At 65.5% G+C, this 19,078-nt stretch carries 19 protein-coding genes; 7 read left to right on the top strand and 12 right to left on the bottom strand.

From position 1 onward, the window contains the following. The first annotated feature begins 279 nt into the window (after positions 1 to 279). The gene (locus tag XH96_RS19960; protein ID WP_194393925.1) at positions 280 to 1,149 is read left to right on the top strand and encodes a DUF2147 domain-containing protein; all 870 of its coding nucleotides are present in this window, start codon (positions 280 to 282) and stop codon (positions 1,147 to 1,149) included. A 51-nt stretch (positions 1,150 to 1,200) separates the two neighbouring features. On the opposite strand, the gene XH96_RS19955 is transcribed toward XH96_RS19960, so the two are convergent. Then, on the bottom strand, positions 1,201 to 1,605 hold the full coding sequence (locus XH96_RS19955) for a cupin domain-containing protein (RefSeq protein ID WP_194393924.1): 405 nt from the start codon (positions 1,603 to 1,605) through the stop codon (positions 1,201 to 1,203). Between the two features lie 24 nt (positions 1,606 to 1,629). After that, positions 1,630 to 2,328, bottom strand: coding sequence for a ribonuclease activity regulator RraA (locus XH96_RS19950; RefSeq protein WP_027550912.1), 699 nt, complete (start codon positions 2,326 to 2,328; stop codon positions 1,630 to 1,632). Positions 2,329 to 2,587: 259 nt separating this feature from the next. Between XH96_RS19950 and pxpB the strand changes: the two genes are divergently transcribed. From pxpB to XH96_RS19935, 3 genes are read left to right on the top strand one after another with little or no spacing between them, the layout of a single operon-like run. Further along, a complete protein-coding gene (gene pxpB / locus XH96_RS19945) occupies positions 2,588 to 3,319 on the top strand; it encodes a 5-oxoprolinase subunit PxpB (protein WP_194393923.1) in 732 nt (243 codons plus the stop codon). After that, the gene (locus XH96_RS19940) at positions 3,316 to 4,353 is read left to right on the top strand and encodes a biotin-dependent carboxyltransferase family protein (protein ID WP_194393922.1); all 1,038 of its coding nucleotides are present in this window, start codon (positions 3,316 to 3,318) and stop codon (positions 4,351 to 4,353) included. The genes pxpB and XH96_RS19940 overlap by 4 nt, the downstream gene beginning before the upstream one ends. A gap of 32 nt (positions 4,354 to 4,385) precedes the next feature. Continuing rightward, the gene (locus XH96_RS19935) at positions 4,386 to 5,153 is read left to right on the top strand and encodes a LamB/YcsF family protein (RefSeq protein WP_194393921.1); all 768 of its coding nucleotides are present in this window, start codon (positions 4,386 to 4,388) and stop codon (positions 5,151 to 5,153) included. 127 nt (positions 5,154 to 5,280) lie between these two features. Here XH96_RS19935 and XH96_RS19930 read toward each other — a convergent pair whose 3' ends face one another. From XH96_RS19930 to XH96_RS19910, 5 genes are all read right to left on the bottom strand, one after another. Further along, positions 5,281 to 5,433, bottom strand: a complete 153-nt coding sequence (locus tag XH96_RS19930) for a hypothetical protein (RefSeq protein ID WP_035677849.1) — start codon at positions 5,431 to 5,433, stop codon at positions 5,281 to 5,283. Positions 5,434 to 5,634: 201 nt separating this feature from the next. Next, positions 5,635 to 7,239, bottom strand: a complete 1,605-nt coding sequence (locus XH96_RS19925; RefSeq protein WP_194393920.1) for a sulfite reductase subunit alpha — start codon at positions 7,237 to 7,239, stop codon at positions 5,635 to 5,637. Next, positions 7,236 to 9,017 (bottom strand): NirA family protein, encoded by a 1,782-nt coding sequence (locus XH96_RS19920; protein ID WP_194393919.1) that lies wholly within the window; start codon positions 9,015 to 9,017, stop codon positions 7,236 to 7,238. Before XH96_RS19920 ends, XH96_RS19925 begins: the two co-directional genes overlap by 4 nt. Positions 9,018 to 9,351: 334 nt before the next feature. Then, positions 9,352 to 10,515, bottom strand: a complete 1,164-nt coding sequence (locus XH96_RS19915; RefSeq protein ID WP_194393918.1) for a CmpA/NrtA family ABC transporter substrate-binding protein — start codon at positions 10,513 to 10,515, stop codon at positions 9,352 to 9,354. Next, positions 10,512 to 11,102: an ANTAR domain-containing response regulator gene (locus XH96_RS19910; protein ID WP_061881694.1), complete on the bottom strand. Its 591-nt coding sequence runs from the start codon at positions 11,100 to 11,102 to the stop codon at positions 10,512 to 10,514. Before XH96_RS19910 ends, XH96_RS19915 begins: the two co-directional genes overlap by 4 nt. Positions 11,103 to 11,212: 110 nt before the next feature. On the opposite strand from XH96_RS19910, the gene rimO reads away from it, so the two are divergent. Further along, complete coding sequence (gene rimO, locus XH96_RS19905; RefSeq protein WP_194393917.1) at positions 11,213 to 12,538, top strand: 30S ribosomal protein S12 methylthiotransferase RimO; 1,326 nt, start codon at positions 11,213 to 11,215, stop codon at positions 12,536 to 12,538. A 240-nt stretch (positions 12,539 to 12,778) separates the two neighbouring features. Here rimO and XH96_RS19900 read toward each other — a convergent pair whose 3' ends face one another. From XH96_RS19900 to XH96_RS19885, 4 genes are all read right to left on the bottom strand, one after another. Next, positions 12,779 to 13,600 carry a hypothetical protein gene (locus XH96_RS19900; protein ID WP_210337897.1) on the bottom strand — a complete coding sequence of 274 codons (822 nt, stop codon included), beginning with the start codon at positions 13,598 to 13,600 and terminating at the stop codon, positions 12,779 to 12,781. Further along, a complete protein-coding gene (locus tag XH96_RS19895; RefSeq protein WP_194394187.1) occupies positions 13,597 to 14,016 on the bottom strand; it encodes a carboxymuconolactone decarboxylase family protein in 420 nt (139 codons plus the stop codon). Before XH96_RS19895 ends, XH96_RS19900 begins: the two co-directional genes overlap by 4 nt. Beyond that, positions 13,949 to 14,380: a MerR family transcriptional regulator gene (locus XH96_RS19890; RefSeq protein WP_194393916.1), complete on the bottom strand. Its 432-nt coding sequence runs from the start codon at positions 14,378 to 14,380 to the stop codon at positions 13,949 to 13,951. The genes XH96_RS19895 and XH96_RS19890 overlap by 68 nt, the downstream gene beginning before the upstream one ends. Before the next feature lie 158 nt (positions 14,381 to 14,538). Next, positions 14,539 to 15,486, bottom strand: a complete 948-nt coding sequence (locus XH96_RS19885) for a hypothetical protein (RefSeq protein ID WP_194393915.1) — start codon at positions 15,484 to 15,486, stop codon at positions 14,539 to 14,541. 334 nt (positions 15,487 to 15,820) lie between these two features. On the opposite strand from XH96_RS19885, the gene XH96_RS19880 reads away from it, so the two are divergent. Continuing rightward, positions 15,821 to 16,459: a hypothetical protein gene (locus XH96_RS19880; protein WP_194393914.1), complete on the top strand. Its 639-nt coding sequence runs from the start codon at positions 15,821 to 15,823 to the stop codon at positions 16,457 to 16,459. A 268-nt stretch (positions 16,460 to 16,727) separates the two neighbouring features. Beyond that, the gene (locus tag XH96_RS19875) at positions 16,728 to 17,918 is read left to right on the top strand and encodes an acetylornithine transaminase (RefSeq protein ID WP_194393913.1); all 1,191 of its coding nucleotides are present in this window, start codon (positions 16,728 to 16,730) and stop codon (positions 17,916 to 17,918) included. 164 nt (positions 17,919 to 18,082) lie between these two features. Here the strand turns inward: XH96_RS19875 and XH96_RS19870 are convergent, their stop codons facing one another. Continuing rightward, the gene (locus XH96_RS19870; RefSeq protein WP_194394186.1) at positions 18,083 to 19,057 is read right to left on the bottom strand and encodes a quinone oxidoreductase; all 975 of its coding nucleotides are present in this window, start codon (positions 19,055 to 19,057) and stop codon (positions 18,083 to 18,085) included. Positions 19,058 to 19,078: the final 21 nt, after the last annotated feature.

Genomic DNA, 19,078 nt, shown 5'->3' with positions numbered 1-19,078 from the left:
GACGAGGCAGCAGACTGCGGCCAGAACTCCTCTGCCAAGCCTCGGTCGTGACATCAACGTGTGCTTCTACATATTCTCAACCATAGCGGTTATACCTGTCCATTCCCCGCCCCGTCTAGGGGTGACGCCGCGGGTGTCCAACCCTAGGCTGACTTTGCTGTCATTGAACCCGGTACTATCGGCGAACGACTTACACCAACGACAGTGATCTAGATCACTTTTTGCGAGCGAACCGGCGCGTAAGCGTTGGTCCGGGGACCACCTGTTCAGGAGACGGAAATGAGGAAGCTGTTGGCCACGGCCGCATTCCTTTTGGCGAGCACCGCAGCGCAGGCGCAGTACACGTTCGAATATGGCGGGCGCACCATCCGCATCGATCCGGACCGCGGCACGGTGCAGATCCCCGGCGTCTACGACAACACCGGCCAGAGCAAGGCCAAGAAGGCCAAGAAGGCCAAGAAGAACGAGACGGCCCCGGGCCAGCAGGCGCCGCAGCAGGCCACGGTCGAGCCCCAAACGCCGGCCGCGCCAGCTCCCGCCCCCGCTCCCGTCGCCCCACCGCCCGCGGCTGCGCAGGCACCTGTGCCCGCTGCACCCGCCGCAGCAGCACCGCCTGCTCCGCCTCCGGCGGCAACCGCCAGCAATGCGCCGGCCGAGACTGCCGTGCTGCCGCCGCCCGCGCCGCCTCCGGCGCCTGCACCAGCCACGCAGCAGGCAGTTCCGGCCGTGCCACCGCCGCCGGCCCCGGCCGTGGCTGCGGCGCCGCCCGCTCCGACCCCGCCAACCGCCCCCGTCCAGGCGGCTGCCGTCGCGCCGCCTGCTCCTGCAGCGGCGCCCACGCGCGATCTCAATTCACCGCTCGGCGTCTGGCTGACCGAAGAGAAGGAAGGCAAGGTCCGCATCGAGCAATGCGGCAGCAATCTCTGCGGCTATTCGGTCGACAGCAGATCGAACCAGAACGGCGAGCAGGTCCTGATCAACATGAAGCCCGGCAAGGACCAGAAATGGTCCGGCCGCATCCTCGATCCAAACTCCGGCTCGACCTATGATTCCACCATCGCGATGAAAGGCACCGACCGGCTGCGCGTGCAGGGCTGCGCGTTCGGCGGCATGTTCTGCGGCGGCCAGACCTGGACCCGCGTGAACTGAGTTTTTTGCACGCTCCAATACCGAGTCATTCCGGTCCGGGACTCGAGAGATTTAGCCGATCGCGGCTCCGTACTCCGCGTCGGTGACCGGCTCGAGCCAGGTCGAGTAGACGCCGTCGAGCGCTTCCTGCATGGCGATGTGGCACATGGCGTTGGTTGGCGATGCCCCGTGCCAGTGCAGTTCGCCCGGCGGAATCCAGACGGTGTCGCCGGGACGGATCTCGCGGATCGGCCCGCCCTTGGCCTGGATGCGGCCGACGCCGGAAATGACGTAAAGCGTCTGCCCGAGCGGATGGTGATGCCAGTTGGTGCGCGCGCCCGGCTCGAACGACACGCGCGAGCAGTTCAGCCGTGCCGGCGCGGGCGCCATGATCACGGGGTCCTGCAAGACAGTGCCGGTGAAGTGTTCCTTGGGCGCGTGGCGGGTCGGCCGCGTGCCTGCAACAGTGATCTCCATCGAAATGACCTCTCTTCTTCCCGGTTACTTCTTGCTCGCGGCGTAGCGCGCCTTGGTTTCGGCATTCATGGGGTAGAGGCCCGGCAGCACCGCGCCGTTGTTCACCTCGTTGACGATCCAGGCCTCCATCCGCTCCTGCTCGACGCCCTCGGCGAGGACGTGATCGAGCATCGCCTGCGGGATCAGGACGCAGCCGTCCTGATCGGCGACGACGATGTCGTTCGGGAAAACGGCAACGCCGCCGCAGCCGATCGGCTCGCCCCAGCCGACGAAGGTGAGGCCCGCAACGGAAGGCGGCGCGGCATAGCCGTCGCACCATACAGGAAGATTGGTGCCGAGCACGCCCTCGACGTCGCGCACGACGCCATCGGTGACCAGCGCGGTGACGCCGCGCTTGACCATGCGCGCGCACAGGATGTCGCCGAAGATGCCGGCATCGGTGATGCCCATGGCGTCGACCACGGCGATGCATCCTTCCGGCATCGCCTCGATCGCGGTGCGGGTCGAGATCGGCGACGACCAGGATTCCGGCGTCGCCAGATCCTCACGCGCCGGCACGAAGCGCAGGGTGAAGGCCGGACCCACCAGGCGCGGCAGACCCGGGCGGAGCGGCCGGGCTCCGCGCATCCACACATTGCGCAGCCCCTTTTTCAGCAGGACCGTGGTGATCGTGGCGGTGGTGATGCCGGCGAGGGTCTTGCGGGCTTCGGGGGACAGCGACATGGACGAGAACGAGCTCCGGATAGGCGGGAAAGAACGCGCGCATCTTGCGAGCCGCAGCCCTTGCGTCAAGGGCCAAGAGGGTCCCAATTACGCAGGGCCGCCGAGCTGTTATGCGACGCGATAACAAGGCTTTATCGGCTCCCCCTGCATTAATTTATTGGACTTGCGGGCGCATTTACGCGAAGCAGGGTGACGCGGAACTCAACGTCGAGCCCGCGCACTTCCAAAAGTCCGATTTCGACAGCTCTTCGACAGCTCAATGGCCGCGACGCTTCCCCCGCCCCGCCTTCTGCCCAGTGGCGACAGCGCCGTCACGGTCGAGTTCAGCCGCACGATCGACGAGGACGCCAACCAGCGCGTGCTGGCGCTCGACAAGGCGCTCGCAGCGAGCCCCATCGACGGCATCACCGAGACCGTGCCGACCTATCGCTCGCTGCTGGTGCACTACGACCCCGAAAAGATCGGTTTCGACGCGCTCGGCGAAAAGATCCTCCCGATCGCCACCCGGCCGTTGCCGCCGGTCACCAAGGCGCGCCGCTGGCGCATTCCAGTCGCCTATGGCGGCGAGCATGGCATCGACCTCGAGGATGTCGCGAAGGCGCTCAACACCACGCCCGACGACATCATCGCCCGACATGCGGGCGGCGACTACAAGGTCGCCATGATCGGCTTCACGCCGGGCTGGTCCTATCTCAGCGGCCTCGACAAATCGCTGCACATGTCGCGGCGGCAGAATCCGCGGCTGCTGACGCCGGCCGGCACGATCTCGATCGGCGGCATCCAGGCCGGGATCCAGTGCCTCGCCGCGCCGAGCGGCTGGCATCTGCTCGGCCGCACGCCGGTGCGAACCTATCAGCTCCACCGCAATCCGACCTTCCTCACTGAGCCCGGCGATCGCGTGACGTTCTTCGCCATCGACCACAAGACGTTCGCGGACCTGGACCGCGCCGCGGAAGCCGGCGAGATCGTCGCCGAGCAGGTGGACGCATGAGCCGCCTGGTCGTCGCCAGCATCGGCCCTGCGAGCTCGGTCCAGGATGGCGGCCGTTTCGGCGCACAGCGCTACGGCTTGACGGTCAGCGGGGCGATGGACCGCCTGTCGCTCGCGGCGGCGAACACGCTGGTCGGCAACGAGCCTTTCGCGGCAGCCGTGGAGATCGGCCCGTTCGGCGCCTCCTTCACTGCCCGCGACGGCGCCGTCCGCATCGCGATATCAGGCGCGCCGCGCAATGCGGACATCGCCGGGACCCCGGTCGCGATGGACACATCGGTGACGCTGAAGGACGGCGAGACCCTGACGCTCGGTTTTGCCCGCGGCGGCGCCTTCACCTATCTCGCGATCGAGGGCGGCATCAAGGGCGAGCTGGTATTCGGCAGTCTCGCAGTCAATGCCCGCGCGGGCCTCGGCAGCCCCTACCCGCGCCCGCTCCAGGCCGGCGACGAGTTCAGCGTCGATGCTGCGAGCGGTACGCCGGAGCGACGCATCGAATTGCCGAAGCCTGCGACAGGTCCGATCCGGGTCCTGCTGGGCCCGCAGGACGACGAGTTCGACGAGGCCAACAAGGCGCTGTTCCTGAACAGCGAGTGGAAGATCTCGGCAACTTCCGACCGCATGGGCTACCGGCTCGAAGGCCCCGCGATCAAGCATCTGCACGGCCACAACATCGTCTCCGACGGCACCGTCAACGGCAGCATCCAGGTGCCCGGCAACGGCGCGCCGATCGCACTGATGATGGATCGCGGCACCTCCGGCGGCTATCCGAAGATCGCAACCGTGATTACGGCCGATGTCGGCCGCCTCGCCCAGACCTCGGCGGGAACCGCGTTCCGCTTCAAGGCCGTCAGCATGGCCGAGGCGCAGGACGAGGCGCGCAAGTTTGCACGGTTGATCCGCAGCCTGCCCGATCGGCTGCGCTCCTCCGACACCGTCGCGCTCAACATCGCGGCGCTCAGCGATGCTAACGTGGCGGGCTATGCGGTCAGCGCGGTCGATGCCGGGACCTGGCAGGTCACGGCCGAGCCGTAAGCCACAACGAAGACCAGAGGCGGAGAGCACCCATGAAGACAGTCGATCTCAATTGCGATCTCGGCGAAGGTTTCGGCGCGTGGGAGATGGGCAACGACGCCGCGATGATCGAGCTCGCAAGCTCGGTCAATGTCGCCTGCGGCTTCCATGCCGGCGACCCCGACATCATGCGCCGGACGGTGGAGCTGGCGAAAGCGCGCGGCGTCTCGGTCGGCGCGCATCCCGGCTATCGCGACCTGCACGGCTTCGGCCGCCATCCGATCGCGGGCCTGAAGGCTTCCGAGATCGAGAACCTCGTCGCCTACCAGATCGGCGCGCTGCAGGCGATCGCGACCGCCGCCGGCCACAAGGTCACGCATGTGAAGGCGCATGGTGCGCTCTCCAATGTCGCCTGCGAGGACGACATGACCGCGAAGGCGATTGCCGCCGGCATCAAGGCGGTCGATCCCAGCCTGATCTTCGTCGTGCTCGCCAATTCCAAGCTGGTGAAGGCCGGCGAGGCGGCCAATCTGCCGATGGTGCACGAGGTGTTCGCCGATCGCGCCTATGAGGACGACGGCAACCTCGTCTCGCGCAAGAAGCCCGGCGCGGTGTTGCACGATGCCAAGGCCATCGCGGACCGCGTGGTGCGGATGGTGCAGGACGGCGCGGTCGTCTCAGTCACCGGCAAGGTCATCAAGATGCGCACGGACACGGTGTGCATCCACGGCGACACGCACGGCGCCGTCGACATCGCGCGCGGTGTGCGTCAGGCGTTGAAGGCTGCAGGGATCGAGGTTGCGCCGTTCAAGCGCGGGTGAGGCTTGTTCGTAGGGCGAATTAGTGCGTAGGGTGGGCAAAGCGAAGCCTGCCCACCATCAAGATTGAGATCGTTGAGCGCTGATGGGCACGGCGCGAAGAGCGCGCTTTTGCCACCTTGCGAGAACTCTAAAACGGATGCACTGAGAGCGTGCCGAACACGATCGCCGCGATGACCGCAAACGCGCTGTAGAGCGCCAGATGATGGGCGTTCGCCCGGGTCTGCCGCGAGAGCGAGCGCGCGTAGAAGTGCAGCCTGGCTTCCGCCGATAGTTCGCGCATGGTCGATCTCCAACGCCCCATTTGCGGGAGTATGAGGGATCAACCAGGGCGGGAGGCAAGATGGTGGCAAAAATAGCGATGCGCCTCCTCCGAGGCGGCCGTCTCGCAGACGTAAATTCTCTTGGGGCCCAGGTTCCGAGAATCTTATTCGTTCAAATCCGAGCCAGTCGGAACCGGCTCGGATAACAGTGAGCGCAGCGGTCAGTACACATCCGCCTGGAAGCGGCCGGTCTTCTTCAGCTCGGCGACGAAACTGACGGCCTCGTCGGTCGAACGCGCACCGAACTGTGCGACGATGTCGACCAGCGCGCGCTCGACGTCCTTGGCCATGCGCTTGGCATCGCCGCAGATGTAGAAATGCGCGCCGTCGGCAAGCCAGGTCCACAATTCGCGGCCGACCTCGCGCATGCGGTCCTGCACATAGAACTTCTTCTCGCCGTCGCGCGACCAGGCGAGCGACAGGCGCGTGAGCACGCCCGATGTCTTCATGGCGTTGAGCTCGTCCTGGTAGAAGAAGTCACAATCGCTGCGCTGATGGCCGAAGAACAGCCAGTTCTTGCCGGGTACACCGGTCGCCTTGCGGTCGAGCAGGAAGGCGCGGAACGGCGCGATGCCGGTGCCGGGGCCGATCATGATGATGGGCGTCTTCGGGTCCTGCGGCAGGCCGAAACCGTGCGCCTTCTGCACGTAGACCTTGAGCTTGTCGCCGTCATTGATGCGCTCGCCGAGGAAGGTCGAGGCGACGCCGAGCCGCTTGCGCTTGCCGACGACGTAGCGCACGGAGTCCACCGTCAGCGACAGCCTTCCGGGCGTGGCATTGTGCGAGGACGAGATCGAATAGAGCCGCGGCTGCAGCGGCTCCAGCGCCTCGACGAAGGCTTCGGGGTGCGGCCGCGTGCCCGAAAACTTCTGCAGCGCCGCCATGACGTCGAGGGTGGCAGCATCGCCGTCGGGATCCTCGCCCTGCGCCAGCGCCCGCGCCTTCTCGCGCGCCGCGCCGCCGGTGATGAAGGAGATCAGCTCGAACAGCGTGTCGGGTGCCGGCGACAGCGAGACGTCGTCGATCAGCACCTCGCGCAGCGTCTTGCCATTGACCCTCGTCGTGTGGGAGGCGCCGAGCAGCGCGATGATCTGGTCGACGAGGCCGACATCGTTGCGCGCGAACACGCCGAAGGAATCGCCGACGACGTAGTCGAGCTTGCTCTCGGAGAGATCGAACTCGACGTGATAGGTCTCCTTCTCCGACTTGCCCTTGTTGAGAAGGCGGCGTGACAGGAAGGTTGCGGTCACAGGGTTGTCGCGCGAACGGCCTGGCTCTGCGATCGTCACGGTCACGGCGGGTGCCGCCGCGTCCGGCTTGTCCGCCGCTTTGGCCACCGGGGCCTTGTCGAGCTCCTCGTACAGCGACTTCAGCATCCGCGCGGTTTCCTTGCCGCCGGGAACGCAGAGGTTGAGCCGCGCTTCGCTGCGGCCCGCGATCGCCTCCGAATAATCGTGGCAATTGTAGCCGCACTGGCCGCAGTCCTGCTGCGCCATCGCCGCCATCATCTTGCGGCGCAGGGGTCGTCCCTCGGCGAGCTTCATCCGCTCGGCAATCGGCATGGTCTGGTCGTGCCACGGCGCCTCGCCATCGTCGCCGTCACCGGCTTGCATGACGGCCGCGCCCTGCTCCGCCGACAATGGAGTTGCGACGTCGGGCGAAAGCAGGCCGGCGAAGAAGCCGTTCAGCCAGGAGCGCTGCGCGTCGGAGAACGGCGCGCTGGGTGGGATGATGTCGAGCTTGGGCGGAGGGGTGATCTGGTTCATGCGGACACCTGTGCATCGGCAAGCTTGCGCAGCGTTTCGCCGTCATGGCGGCGCACAAAAGACAGGAAGGTTTCGTCGGGAGACGAGCGATGGGCGATATAGGCCTTGAGCAGTCGTTCGACCGTCTTCGGCGCGTCCTCGGCCTTGAGGTCGTGATAGACCTCCTGCCCGACATCGGCGTCGGGACCAAAGCCGCCGCCGGTGAAGAGGTGATAGCCTTCGACCGTGTCTTCCTCGCCGACCGGCACACGCGCGCCGATCAAGCCGATGTCGCTGATGTAATGCTGCGCGCAGGAATGATGACAGCCGGTGACGTGGATGTTGACCGGCTTGTCCATCGCGACGCGCGGCTCGCACCAGTCGCCGATCTCGGCGGCATGGCGCTTGGTGTTCGCCGCGGCGAAGCGGCAGCCGGCATTGCCGGTGCAGGCGATCAGGCCGGCGCGGATATGCGAGGCTTCCACGGCGAGCCCGATCTGCTTGATCGCCGCGACCGCAAGCTCGACATTCTCGTCGCGCACGCCCGGGATCAAGAGGTTCTGCCAGACCGTGAGGCGGATCTCGCCGTCACCGAGATCCCGCGCGACCTTGGCGAGGCCGCGCATCTGGTCGGAGCTGAGCTTGCCGAGGGTCAGCGAGACGCCGATCCAGTTGATGCCCTCCTGCTTCTGCTTGTGCACGCCGACATGCGCCATGCGATCCGCGGCGGGCCGCGGCGCGAACGCCTCTTCCGGCACGCGCGTGAATGGTGCCTTCAGCCGCTCCTCAACGAGCTTGAGAAAGCCGTCATGGCCCATGGCGTCGAGCACGTATTTCAGCCGCGCCTTGTTGCGGTTGGTGCGGTCGCCATGGTCGATGAACACGCGCACGATGGCGTCGGCGACGGCCGTCGCCTGCTCCGGCTTGACGATGATGCCGGAATATTTTGCAAAGTCCTTGTGGCCGGTGATGCCGCCGAGGCCGAGGCGGAACCAGACGCCCGGCTCGACGCCGAAACCGTCCTTCACCTCATAGGCCGTGAACGCGATGTCGTTGGTCTCTTCCAGCACCGCGATCCGGCCGGCGCCGTCGAAGGCGACGTTGAACTTGCGCGGCAGGCCGTAGAGCGAGCGGTCGTTGAGGATGTGGTAGTGCCATTCGCGCGCATAGGGCCGCGTGTCGATGATTTCCTGCGGATCGATGCCGGCCGTCGGCGTTCCCGTCACGTTGCGGATGTTGTCGGCGCCGGAGCCGCGCGAGCACAGGCCGAGGTCCTGGATGCCCTCGATCAGCTTCACCGCGTTCTTCGGTGGAATCTCGCGCAGCTGGAGGTTGGCGCGCGTCGTGACGTGGCTGTACGGGCCGCAGAGCTCGTCGGCGAGATCGGCAAGGCCAGCCAGCTGCCAGTGCTTCATGATGCCGTTCGGAATACGCAGGCGGCACATGTAGGAGTCCTGCGTCGGCGCGACGTAGAAGATTCCGTAATAGCGCCAGCGAAAATTGTCAGCCGGGCTCGGTGGCGCGTTGTCGTGCGCCTGCTGGCGCAGCCGCGGATAGGCATCGAAGGGATGCTCGTCGCGCTTGAACTTCTCCTGGTCGGCGAGCTTCTTGCCGGACGCGATGACCTTGTCCTGCGCCTTGATGTGCACGGCGTCGGGACCGGTCGGCTCGGCATTCGCCTTGCCGGCCCCCGCGCCGAGACCGCGGCCCACCCGGCTGATCTGCAAGCCGGTGGTGAAGCCTTCGAGATAGCGTTTCTGCTCGTCGGTGAAGTCGACTGAGAGCGTTTCGATTTTCATGGTCGGTAACGAAGCTCCTGCGGCCACCAAAGTGGCTTCGACGGAAATTGTGCGACCCGCGGGAAACTCGGCCGGCACAAGAGCCCGCTTCGCAACCCGACGGTCCATTCAGCTTCGTTGCTGTGGGACTTGGCTCAGCAGGCACCTATGACAAGCTGGCCGCAGTGCAAGATTCAAGTTGCGTGCCAGCTCGATCGAAATAAAAAACCTATTGATATCAGGTGATTATGACACGCTTCGGAAAATACTGGTCCGAGAGCTCTCCCGAAATTCGAGCAGTCAGCCCAAACATTAGCCAACGAACTTACGTGCTCGAAAACGAAGCAGATCCGAATCAGGCCTTCCAGCGCCCGACCTCGAAGGCTTCCAGATGCCCCCGGATGTTGTCGGGATCGAACACAGGCCCGGCGAAGGCGCCGAACGCCGCTGGAGCTTCGACGGGCGCCGTGCTGCCCAGGGCTGCGTCGTAAAGGTCGGGCCTGAACACCGCCATTGCCGTCTTGACGCCGTCCGGGGTCAGGGCCGTCTGCCCCCAGCGCACCATCTGGGCATAGAGCCAGGCGGCCTGGACCGGATCGGGGCGCCCTGCCCCTTCGCGCCCGACGAGGAGGTAGCGGCCGCTTTCGCGAAAGGTGCCGTCGGGCGAGATCTTGAGGCGTCCGGTGAGGGTGCGCTGGATGACCTCGGCATCGACGCCGATCCGCTCCGGCTGGGCCAGGATCTGCGCCGCCTCCGTGCGGTTCTCGGGATGCTCGATGAACTCGGCGGCTTTCACGGCCGCGCGCACCAGGGCTGCGACCACGTCCGGATTCTTGTCGGCCCAGGCCTGGCGGACCGCTAGCACCTTCTCCGCCGCACGGACCAGGATGTCGGAGACGAAATGCAGGATGTGACCGATGCCCAGATCGACCGCGACCGAGTTCCAGGGCGCGCCGACGCAGAATGCATCGACATGGCCGTTCTTGAGGCTGTCGACCATATAGGGCGGCGGCAGCACCACGAGGCGCACGTCCTCGTCGGGATCGACGCCCGCCGCGGCCATCCAGAACCGCAATTGATAATTGTGGGTGGAGAACGGGAAGGTCATGCCGAAGGTCAGCGGCTCGGCCCCTGCCTTGCGCCTGATGGCAACGACCTTCGCCAGCGCCTTCGCGGTCGCCATCGGGTCAAACCGATCGCCGTCGATCTCCTCCATCAGTGCGGCATGGAGCGCCGGCGACACCGTGATGGCATTGCCGTTGATGCCGAGGTTGAAGGGCGCGGCGATCGGCACCTTGACGTGACCGAGCCCGAGCGAGGACGCGATCGCCACCGGCGCCAGCAGATGCGCCGCGTCGAACAGGCCGATATTGAGCTTGTCGCGCACGTTCGACCAGGAGACCTCGCGCACCAGTTCGACGTCGAGCCCCTCGGCTGCGGCAAATCCCTTGTCGACGGCGACGATCAGCGCGGCGGCATCGACCAGCGGAATGAACCCGATGCGGAGGGGAACGGTCATTTCAGCATCTCCGACGCGGTGATGATCGACTGCGCGATCTCGCCGATTTTCTTCTTCTCGCGCATCGCGGTGGAGCGCAGCAGCACATAGGCCTCGTCCTCGGTCAGGCCCTTCACTTTCATCAGAATGCCCTTGGCGCGCTCGATGACCTTGCGGTCCTCGAGCTGCGACTTGGTCCGCTCCAGCTCTTCCTGGAGCTTGGCGAAGGCGTTGAAGCGGGACACGCAGAGGTCGAGGATCGGCTTGATGCGCTCCTTCTTCAGGCCGTCGACGATATAGGCGGACACCCCCGCCTCGACCGAGGCCTGGATCGAGGCTGAATCGCTCTGGTCCACAAACATGGCGATCGGCCGCTTCACGGCGCGGCTGACCTGGAACATCGCCTCCAGCACGTCGCGGCTGGGGTTCTCCAGGTCGATGAGGATGATGTCGGGGTCGACCGCATAAATACGGGCGAGCAGGCTCTGCATTTCGCTGATATGGACGACCTGGGTGAATCCGGCGTCCCGCAACCCTTCCTCGAGGATCGCGGCCCTGACAGGGCTTTCGTCGACGATCACGATTTTGGGCGACTGTTCGGCGCTCATGGCTCACTCACGGCAGCTGATTCATCCATAGCACGCCGGAACGCCCTGCAAAGGGTTGTAATTATGGGCAATTGGGACTAGCTCAGGCCGGTCAATCAGGCAGATCAGATATGGATCAGGCGGCTGCGCCCAAGGTCAGCTTCGTGTCGCTCGGGTGTCCCAAGGCATTGGTGGATTCCGAGCGCATCATCACGCGCCTGCGCGCCGAGGGCTACGAGCTCGCCCGCAAGCATGACGGGGCCGACATCGTCATCGTCAACACCTGCGGCTTCCTCGACAGCGCCAAGCAGGAGTCGCTCTCGGCGATCGGCGAGGCCATGGCCGAGAACGGCAAGGTGATCGTGACAGGCTGCATGGGCGCCGAACCGGAAGCGATCGAGCAGGCCTATCCGGGCGTGCTCTCCATCACCGGCCCGCAGCAATATGAGAGCGTGCTCGACGCCGTGCACCGCGCGCTGCCACCGGCGCACAATCCGCATGTCGACCTGGTGCCTCCGCAGGGCATCAAGCTGACGCCGCGCCACTACGCCTATTTGAAGATCTCCGAGGGCTGCAACAACCGCTGCACCTTCTGCATCATCCCGAAGCTGCGCGGCGACCTGGTCTCGCGCCCGGCCAATGACGTACTGCGCGAGGCCGAGCGGCTGGTCGGCGCCGGCGTCAAGGAGCTCCTGGTGATCTCGCAGGACACCTCGGCCTATGGCGTCGATCTCAAATATGCCGAGAGCCCGTGGAAGGACCGCCAGGTCCGCGCCAAATTCCTCGACCTCGCGCGCGAGCTCGGCGAGCTCGGGGCTTGGGTCCGCCTGCAATATGTCTACCCCTACCCGCATGTCGACGAGGTCATCGCGCTGATGAACGAGGGCAAGGTGCTGCCCTATCTCGACATCCCGTTCCAGCATGCGAGCCCCGAGGTGCTGAAGGCGATGAAGCGTCCGGCGGCACAGGACAAGACGCTGGCGCGGATCAAGCGCTGGCGCGAGGAATGCCCCGATCTCGCTCTGCGTTCGACCTTCATCGTCGGCTTCCCCGGCGAGACCGATGCAGACTTTGCTTACCTGCTCGACTGGCTGGATGAGGCCGAGATCGACCGCCTCGGCTGCTTCAAATACGAGCCGGTCGCCGGCGCCACCTCGAACGCGATCGAGAATCCAGTGCCGGAAGAGGTCAAGCAGGAGCGCTACAACGCGCTGATGGCGCGCCAGCAGAAGATCTCGGCACGCCGGCTGAAGCGCAAGGTCGGCACGCGCCAGCAGATCATCATCGACGAGGTCGGCCCGACCGTTGCAAAGGGTCGCTCCAAGGCCGACGCGCCGGAGATCGACGGCGCGGTCTATCTGACCAGCCGCCGCCCCTTGCGCGTCGGCGAGATCGTCACCGCAAAGATCGAGCGCGCGGACGCCTACGACCTGCACGGTAGCGTTGCGGGGTTCTGAAGGAACTCGCGTACACCAATGCTGCCACGACGTCATGGCCGGGCTTGTCCCGGCCGCGCGTTGACACCCGGCATGACGGCCTATCGAGAATAAGCGCACGCAAGCGCAGCCGCTGGCTAGCGTCGCTGGAGCCACAGCTCAATCAAACCAGCCATTCCAGCGTTCCGGCCGCGGCACGCGGGCAAGACCCGCGCGCCTCAGGCATTCCACCGGCCCGCGTTCAGCCCTAGGCGCGCCGTACTATGGGGTTGCGCGATACACGGCGCCGACGCCCCAGGTTCCAACGAGCAGATCACCATTCGCCATCCGGCCGAGCGCGACGGCGCTGCCATCGAGGCCGTTCACGACCACTCGCGACAAGCCGCCAAACGACACGCGACGCACCACGCCAGCCCCGTTGTCGATCGCAAGGACTGCATCGGCCCCGTCTGCCACGATGCCTACGCCAGGCCGATCGAAGCTCTCGCCAAGTTCTTGGGTCTTGCCATCCGGAAGAACGCGCGTCAGCCGTCCGCCATATTGTGTGGCAACCAGACTGCCGTCCGCCATCTCCACCACGCCCACCGGCAAGGACAGCGAACGCGCGACGACCCTGCGGTCGCCGCTGGCGACGTCAATGCTGAGAATCTCGCCTGACGACCGGTTCGTGACGAGCAGCCTGCCATTTCGGCTGAGTGCGATACCGGCCGGCATGGCAAGATCCTTGGCAACGCGCGCGCGGGTGCCGTCTGGTGCGACGCGCTCGATATAGTCGTCAGAGTAGGAGGAGATGTAGAAGCTGCCGTCCGCACCAATGGCAAGGCCCGCCGGTGACGAAATTGCAGCGGCGAACACGGATCGACCGCCATCCGGCGTGATCCGCTCGACAGTGTCGCCGCTCCAGTTGGACACATAGACCGTTCCATCGGCGCCGACGGCAATGCCGGTCGGCGACTTGAAACCGTCCCACAGTTTCACCGGCGACTGGTGCTCGGCGCGGACCGGCGCCGGGGCAAGGCACGTGAGGGAAGCTGCAATGCCAAGGCTGCCGAGCAGAAAGAATGTTTGGAGCCGGTTGGTCATGCCGCTTCTCCCGACGCCTGCCGTACGTCATAGGCGGCGAACACCTCCTTGGCGGCGAACAGCCCGTTCAGCGCGGCCGGGAAGCCCGCATAGACGGCCATCTGCATGATGATCTCCACGATCTCGTCGCGAGACAACCCGACGTTCAAACCCGCCTCGAGATGCACTTTGAGCTGAGGCGCAGCATTTCCGAGCGCCGTCAGCGCGGCGATCGTCGCGATCTCTCGATCGCGCAGCCCGAGGTCGGGGCGGCAGTAAATGTCGCCGAACGGAAACTCGATCACGTATCGCGCGAAATCCGGAGCTATGTCGGCGAGCGAGGCGATGACCTTTTCGCCGGCACCGCCGTCAATGCGTGACAGGGCCCGCTGACCGCGATCGAAGCGGCTTTCGGCTTGTGTTTGGGCGTGCGTCATTTTCTTTCGTCCTCTGTTCATCGCCGGCATAGCCGGCGATCTTGGTATCAAGGACGAGCAGGCATTCCTGGAGTTCGGCAATCTGCGTGCGAACCTGTTCCCGGTGGATTTCCAGCATCTGCCGCCGGGCGGGCCCGGTGGCTTCGCCTTCGTCGCGAAGCGCCGCGTAACGCAACATGTCCCGGATCGGCATTCCCGTGGTCTTGAGGCGACCAATGAATGTGATCCATGTGAGGATCGATGCGTCAAAGTCACGCTGGCCGGAGCGATCCCGGTCAGCGTATGGCAGCAGCCCGATGCGCTCATAGTAACGCAACGTGTGAGTCGACAAGCCGGTTCGTTTTGCGAGGTCGCCGATCTTCATGTGTGCCCGTTCTCGTACTGACGCACGCACAGATACCCCTTCGAGCGCACTCTAAGTCAAGGGGGATCGAAGGTGCTGTTCCCGCGAGGTCAGGATGGTGCGACAGCAGAAGATTTGGGGCACGCCGGCTGGGCGGCAGGATCGCGGGATTCCGAGCTTCAGGATGCCGCCAGCCATTTCGGCACCCAGCGTTCCGGGCGCGGAGCGCGGGCGAGATCAGCCTTCGCTTCGGATAGCAGCGCCGGCTCGCCGTCGATGGTCGGGCGCACATCGTATTCGAAGCTCGGCATGACGCGGCCGTCGGCATAGAGGCCGAACTTCATCGCATACCATAGCCCGAGCTCGGGTTGCGCGCGGCGCATGTCCTCGCGCAGATCGCGCAGCAGGGATTCGATCGAGGCGGCTTCCCCGAACGGCTGCGGCCCGCGCGACAGGACGCGCGCCTCGTACTGCTTGCCGACGATCGCGACCTCGAAATGCGTCTTGTCCCAGGGAGTCTTGCCCTTGGGCAGATGCGCGGCAAGCCGCCAGCCGAGTTCGGCCATCAAGCGGTGATTGGCCCAATAGTCCTCGCGATCCCTGCTCCACTTTTCGACAAAGCCGCGGAAGTCGGGCAGATCCGGCGCACCTTCTTCAGATGTCGACTTGTCGCCAGCCGGCTGCCCGGCGAGCCATTGCGCAAGCTCGACCGTCTGACACGCGACATCCTCACGCGGCCGCAGATCGCTCCAGGCGCGGTCGAAGGCCTGCGATGTGAGCTTGCCGAGCAAAGCATCGAGGCTCGGTGCAAGCAGCTCGTAGTCGCCCTCCGACCCCAGTCCCACGATCGGCGGATCGTCGCGGTCGAGACCGGCACCATACCAGCCGCCGACGGCCGACCCGTCGGGCAATCGCATGAACAGCGAGAACCTGTCGCGCAGGGGACTGCCGTCGACGATCGGCGCATGATCTGCGAACTGGCCTTGCAGCGCAAAACAACCGACGCTGCCCCAGGGACGTCCCTCGAGCCAGCCGGCGAAGTCGACCAGCAGCCGCGGCGTCTCGATCCCCGGCGGAAATGCGCCGCGAATGCTGTCGAGATCGATCGGATAAGGCGTGTCGGACAAGGCTGCAAACTGTCTGTTGGTCCCGCCCTCTTGGTCTGAGCCGCCGTGGGTCCGGTTCGAACCAAGTCGCGTATCTCGATCACAAACGCGCCAGCGACGCGATGGTTTCTGCGGGGCGACAATGAAATGGCGGGAAACCAGCGGTATCGGGAGCGGACTATGCGCGCGCCGGCGATCGCATCGCCTCGCTCGCACGCTTCGTCGTCTCGGCCGCCGCGGCGCGACGCGCGAAATTGCCTGCGGAGCGCGTATTGTGACACTATAGTGCATTCACGCAGAGGTCACGGACTCGGCCTAACTCTGCCCGCGCTTTCAACGCGAGCGAGGAACGAAGATGAGCCTCTCGGGTATGCTGCGCACACAGCGCTTCGACGATTACCGCTTCTACCACCAGAGCACCGTCAACCAGACGCTGCACCTCTTCAGCGCCGTGATCTTCCTGTGCTGCTACGCGCTGCTGTTCATAGACCCCGCGCTCGCCGGCATCGTCGGCTGGCTTGCGATGCTGACGCGGCAGACCGGTCATTTCTTCTTCGAGCCGAACGGCTATGACGCCGTCAACGGCGTCAGCAACGAGTACAAGGAAGCGGTCAAGGTCGGCTACAACCAGACCCGCAAGATCGTGCTGCTGCTGGTCTGGGGCAGTGCGCCGCTTGTGCTGTTCGCCTTTCCGACGCTGTTCGGACTGTTCGATCCGCCGGCCGGGCGCCTCGACTTCGTCCGGCACGTCGGCACGCTCTGGCTCGCGATCGGCATCGGCGGCGGACTGGCGCGCATGCTCCAGCTCTTCGTCACGCGCGACCTCACGACCGGCCTGGTATGGGCGTTCAAGGTGCTGACCGACCCGTTCCACAACATCGCGCTGTACTGGAATTCGCCGCTCAAGCTGATGCGCGGCGAATTCATCGACGCCGCGATTGCGGACGCGGATTGGGGCGACGAGGATGCCGAGGAAGCCGCCCACCTGACCTGACCGATGCACGCCAGGCGGGTATTCGGCAAAACGCCCGCTTGACAAGCCCCGGCATTCGCATGTATTGCCGCGCCCCATGATCAACCGGACCAACCAGCGCACCGCAATGCTCCGTCGTCGCTCCCGCGACGATGAGAGGGTGCGCCATGTCCGACGACGCCGCTGAACCACTAGAATTCAGCTCAAGTCTTCGAGAAGGCCGCACCCGCAAGGTGCGGCCTTTCTGCTTTTTGCGCCCGTTTTCCACCCGCCTCCAGAGGAGATCGACATGACCACGCATCCGTATGACGCGCTGATGGACATCACCGCACGGCCCAAGGCCGTGTTCGTCCGCGGCGCCGGCTCCTACCTCTGGGACGACAGCCGCAAGCGCTATCTCGATTTCGTGCAGGGCTGGGCCGTGAACTGCCTCGGGCACTCCCCGCCCGCGGTCGCTGACGCGCTTGGTGCGCAAGCCAGGCGGCTGCTGACGCCGAGCCCGGCCTTCTACAACGAGCCGAGCCTCAAACTCGCGCAGGCACTCGTCGAGAACAGTGCTTTCGATCAGGTGTTTTTTGCCAGTTCCGGCGCGGAGGCCAATGAAGGCGCGATCAAGCTCGCGCGCAAATTTGGCAGCGTGCACAAGGGCGGCGCGTTCGAGATCATCAGCTTCGAGGGCGGCTTCCACGGCCGCACGCTGGCGACGATGTCGGCCTCGGGCAAGAAGGCATTCGAGCCGCTGTTCGAGCCGAAGGTCGCGGGCTTCAAGAAGGCCAAGCTCAACGACATCGCCTCGGTCGAGAAGCTGATCAACGACAACACCGTCGCCATCATGCTCGAGCCGATCCAGGGGGAATCCGGCGTGTGGCCCGCGACAGACCAGTTCCTGCAGGAGCTGCGCGCGCTCACCGAGGCGCACGGCCTGCTGCTGATCTTCGACGAGATCCAGACCGGCATGGGTCGGACCGGCAAGCTCTTCCACTACGAGCACACCGGGATTGCGCCCGACATCATGACCCTCGGCAAGGGCATCGGCGGCGGCGTACCCCTCGCCGCGCTGCTGGCGACCGAGCGCGCCTCCTGCTTCGAGCACGGCGACCAGGGCGGCACGTTCAACGGCAACCCGATCATGTGCGCGGCGGGGCTCGCGGTGCTCGAGGAGGTCAGCAAGCCCGACTTCCTGAAGGCGGTCACCGAGACAGGCCTCCTGCTCGAAAGCGAGTTGCAGAAAGTCTCGGCCCGGCACGGGCTCGGCGGCGTACGCGGACGTGGGCTCTTGCTCGCGCTCGATCTCAAGCTGCCGATCGCGCCGGGCATCGTCGCGCAGGCGTTCGAGGCCGGCGTGCTCCTGAACGCACCGCAGCTCGACACGCTGCGCTTCATGCCGGCACTCAACGTCACGAAGGCAGAGATCGCCGAGATGATCGATTGCCTCGACGGCATCCTGACCAAGGCCGGCGCGGCACGGCGGGTGGCGTAGGGCCTCGTGCCCCGGACACAGCGCAGCGCCCCTTCGGCGGTGGTGCGCTGCAGAGCCGGGGCCAATCTCTCCGCATCATGTGCCGCATATGGGTCTCGGCTCGGCGCTGCAATGCTCGCGCATTGCAGCTTGTCCGGGACACGGCAGCGAATGATGGGGAAGCCCTACGGCTTCAGGATCGAAGCCCCCGTGGTCTTGCGGCTTTCGAGATCGATATGCGCCTTGGCGGCGTCCTTGAGCGCATAGGCGTGGTTGATCGGCACGTGCAGCTTGCCGTTGATGACGGCGGCGAACAGCGTGTCGGCGCCCTCCAGCAGCTCCTTGCGTGTGCCGACATAGTCGTTGAGCTTGGGCCGCGTCGCGAACAGCGAGCCGTGATTGTTCAGCTCGGCGATCGAGAATGGCGGCACCGGACCCGAGGCATTGCCGAAGGAGACGAACATGCCGCGCGGTTTCAGGCAGGACAGCGAACCCGGAAAGGTGGCCTTGCCGACGCCGTCATAGACGACGTCGCAGCCCTCGTTGCGGCTGATCTGCTTCACGCGGGCGACGAAATCCTCCTCGTTGTAGAGGATGACGTGATCGCAGCCATTGGCCTCCGCAAGCTCGGCCTTCTCGCGCGAGCCGACCGTGCCGATGACATGCGCGCCGAGCGCCCTCGCCCATTGGCAGGCAAGCAGGCCGATGCCGCCGGCGGCTGCATGAATCAGCACGCGGTGATGCGGCTCGACCTTGAACGTCTTGTGCAGGAGATACCAGACCGTCAGCCCCTTCAGCATCAGCACGGCGCCCTGCTCGTAGGTGATGTGGTCGGGCAGCTTGACCAGCTTCTCCCAGGGGATGTTGCGCTCGCCGGTATAGGCGCCGAGATTGTAATAATAGGCGACGCGATCGCCGGGATGAAAATTCGTGACGCCCGGCCCGACCGCGACGACCTCGCCCGAGGCCTCGTTGCCCGCGATGAAGGGCAGACCCGGCGCCTTGTAGAGGCCGGTGCGGTAATAGACGTCGATGAAGTTGAGGCCGACTGCATGCTGGCGGATGCGCACCTCGCCCGGCCCAGGCGCCGGCACGTCGACGCTCTCATAGACCAGGGCCTCGGGGCCTCCGACCTTGTGCACGCGGATGGCTTTGGTCATCATTTGACCTCCTCTTCTCGC

Origin of the sequence: Bradyrhizobium sp. CCBAU 51765 (assembly GCF_015291725.1) — a bacterium.
Classification (GTDB): domain Bacteria; phylum Pseudomonadota; class Alphaproteobacteria; order Rhizobiales; family Xanthobacteraceae; genus Bradyrhizobium; species Bradyrhizobium liaoningense.
Note: the sequence above shows the minus strand (reverse complement) of the source record. Positions and strands in the feature narration are given on the sequence as shown.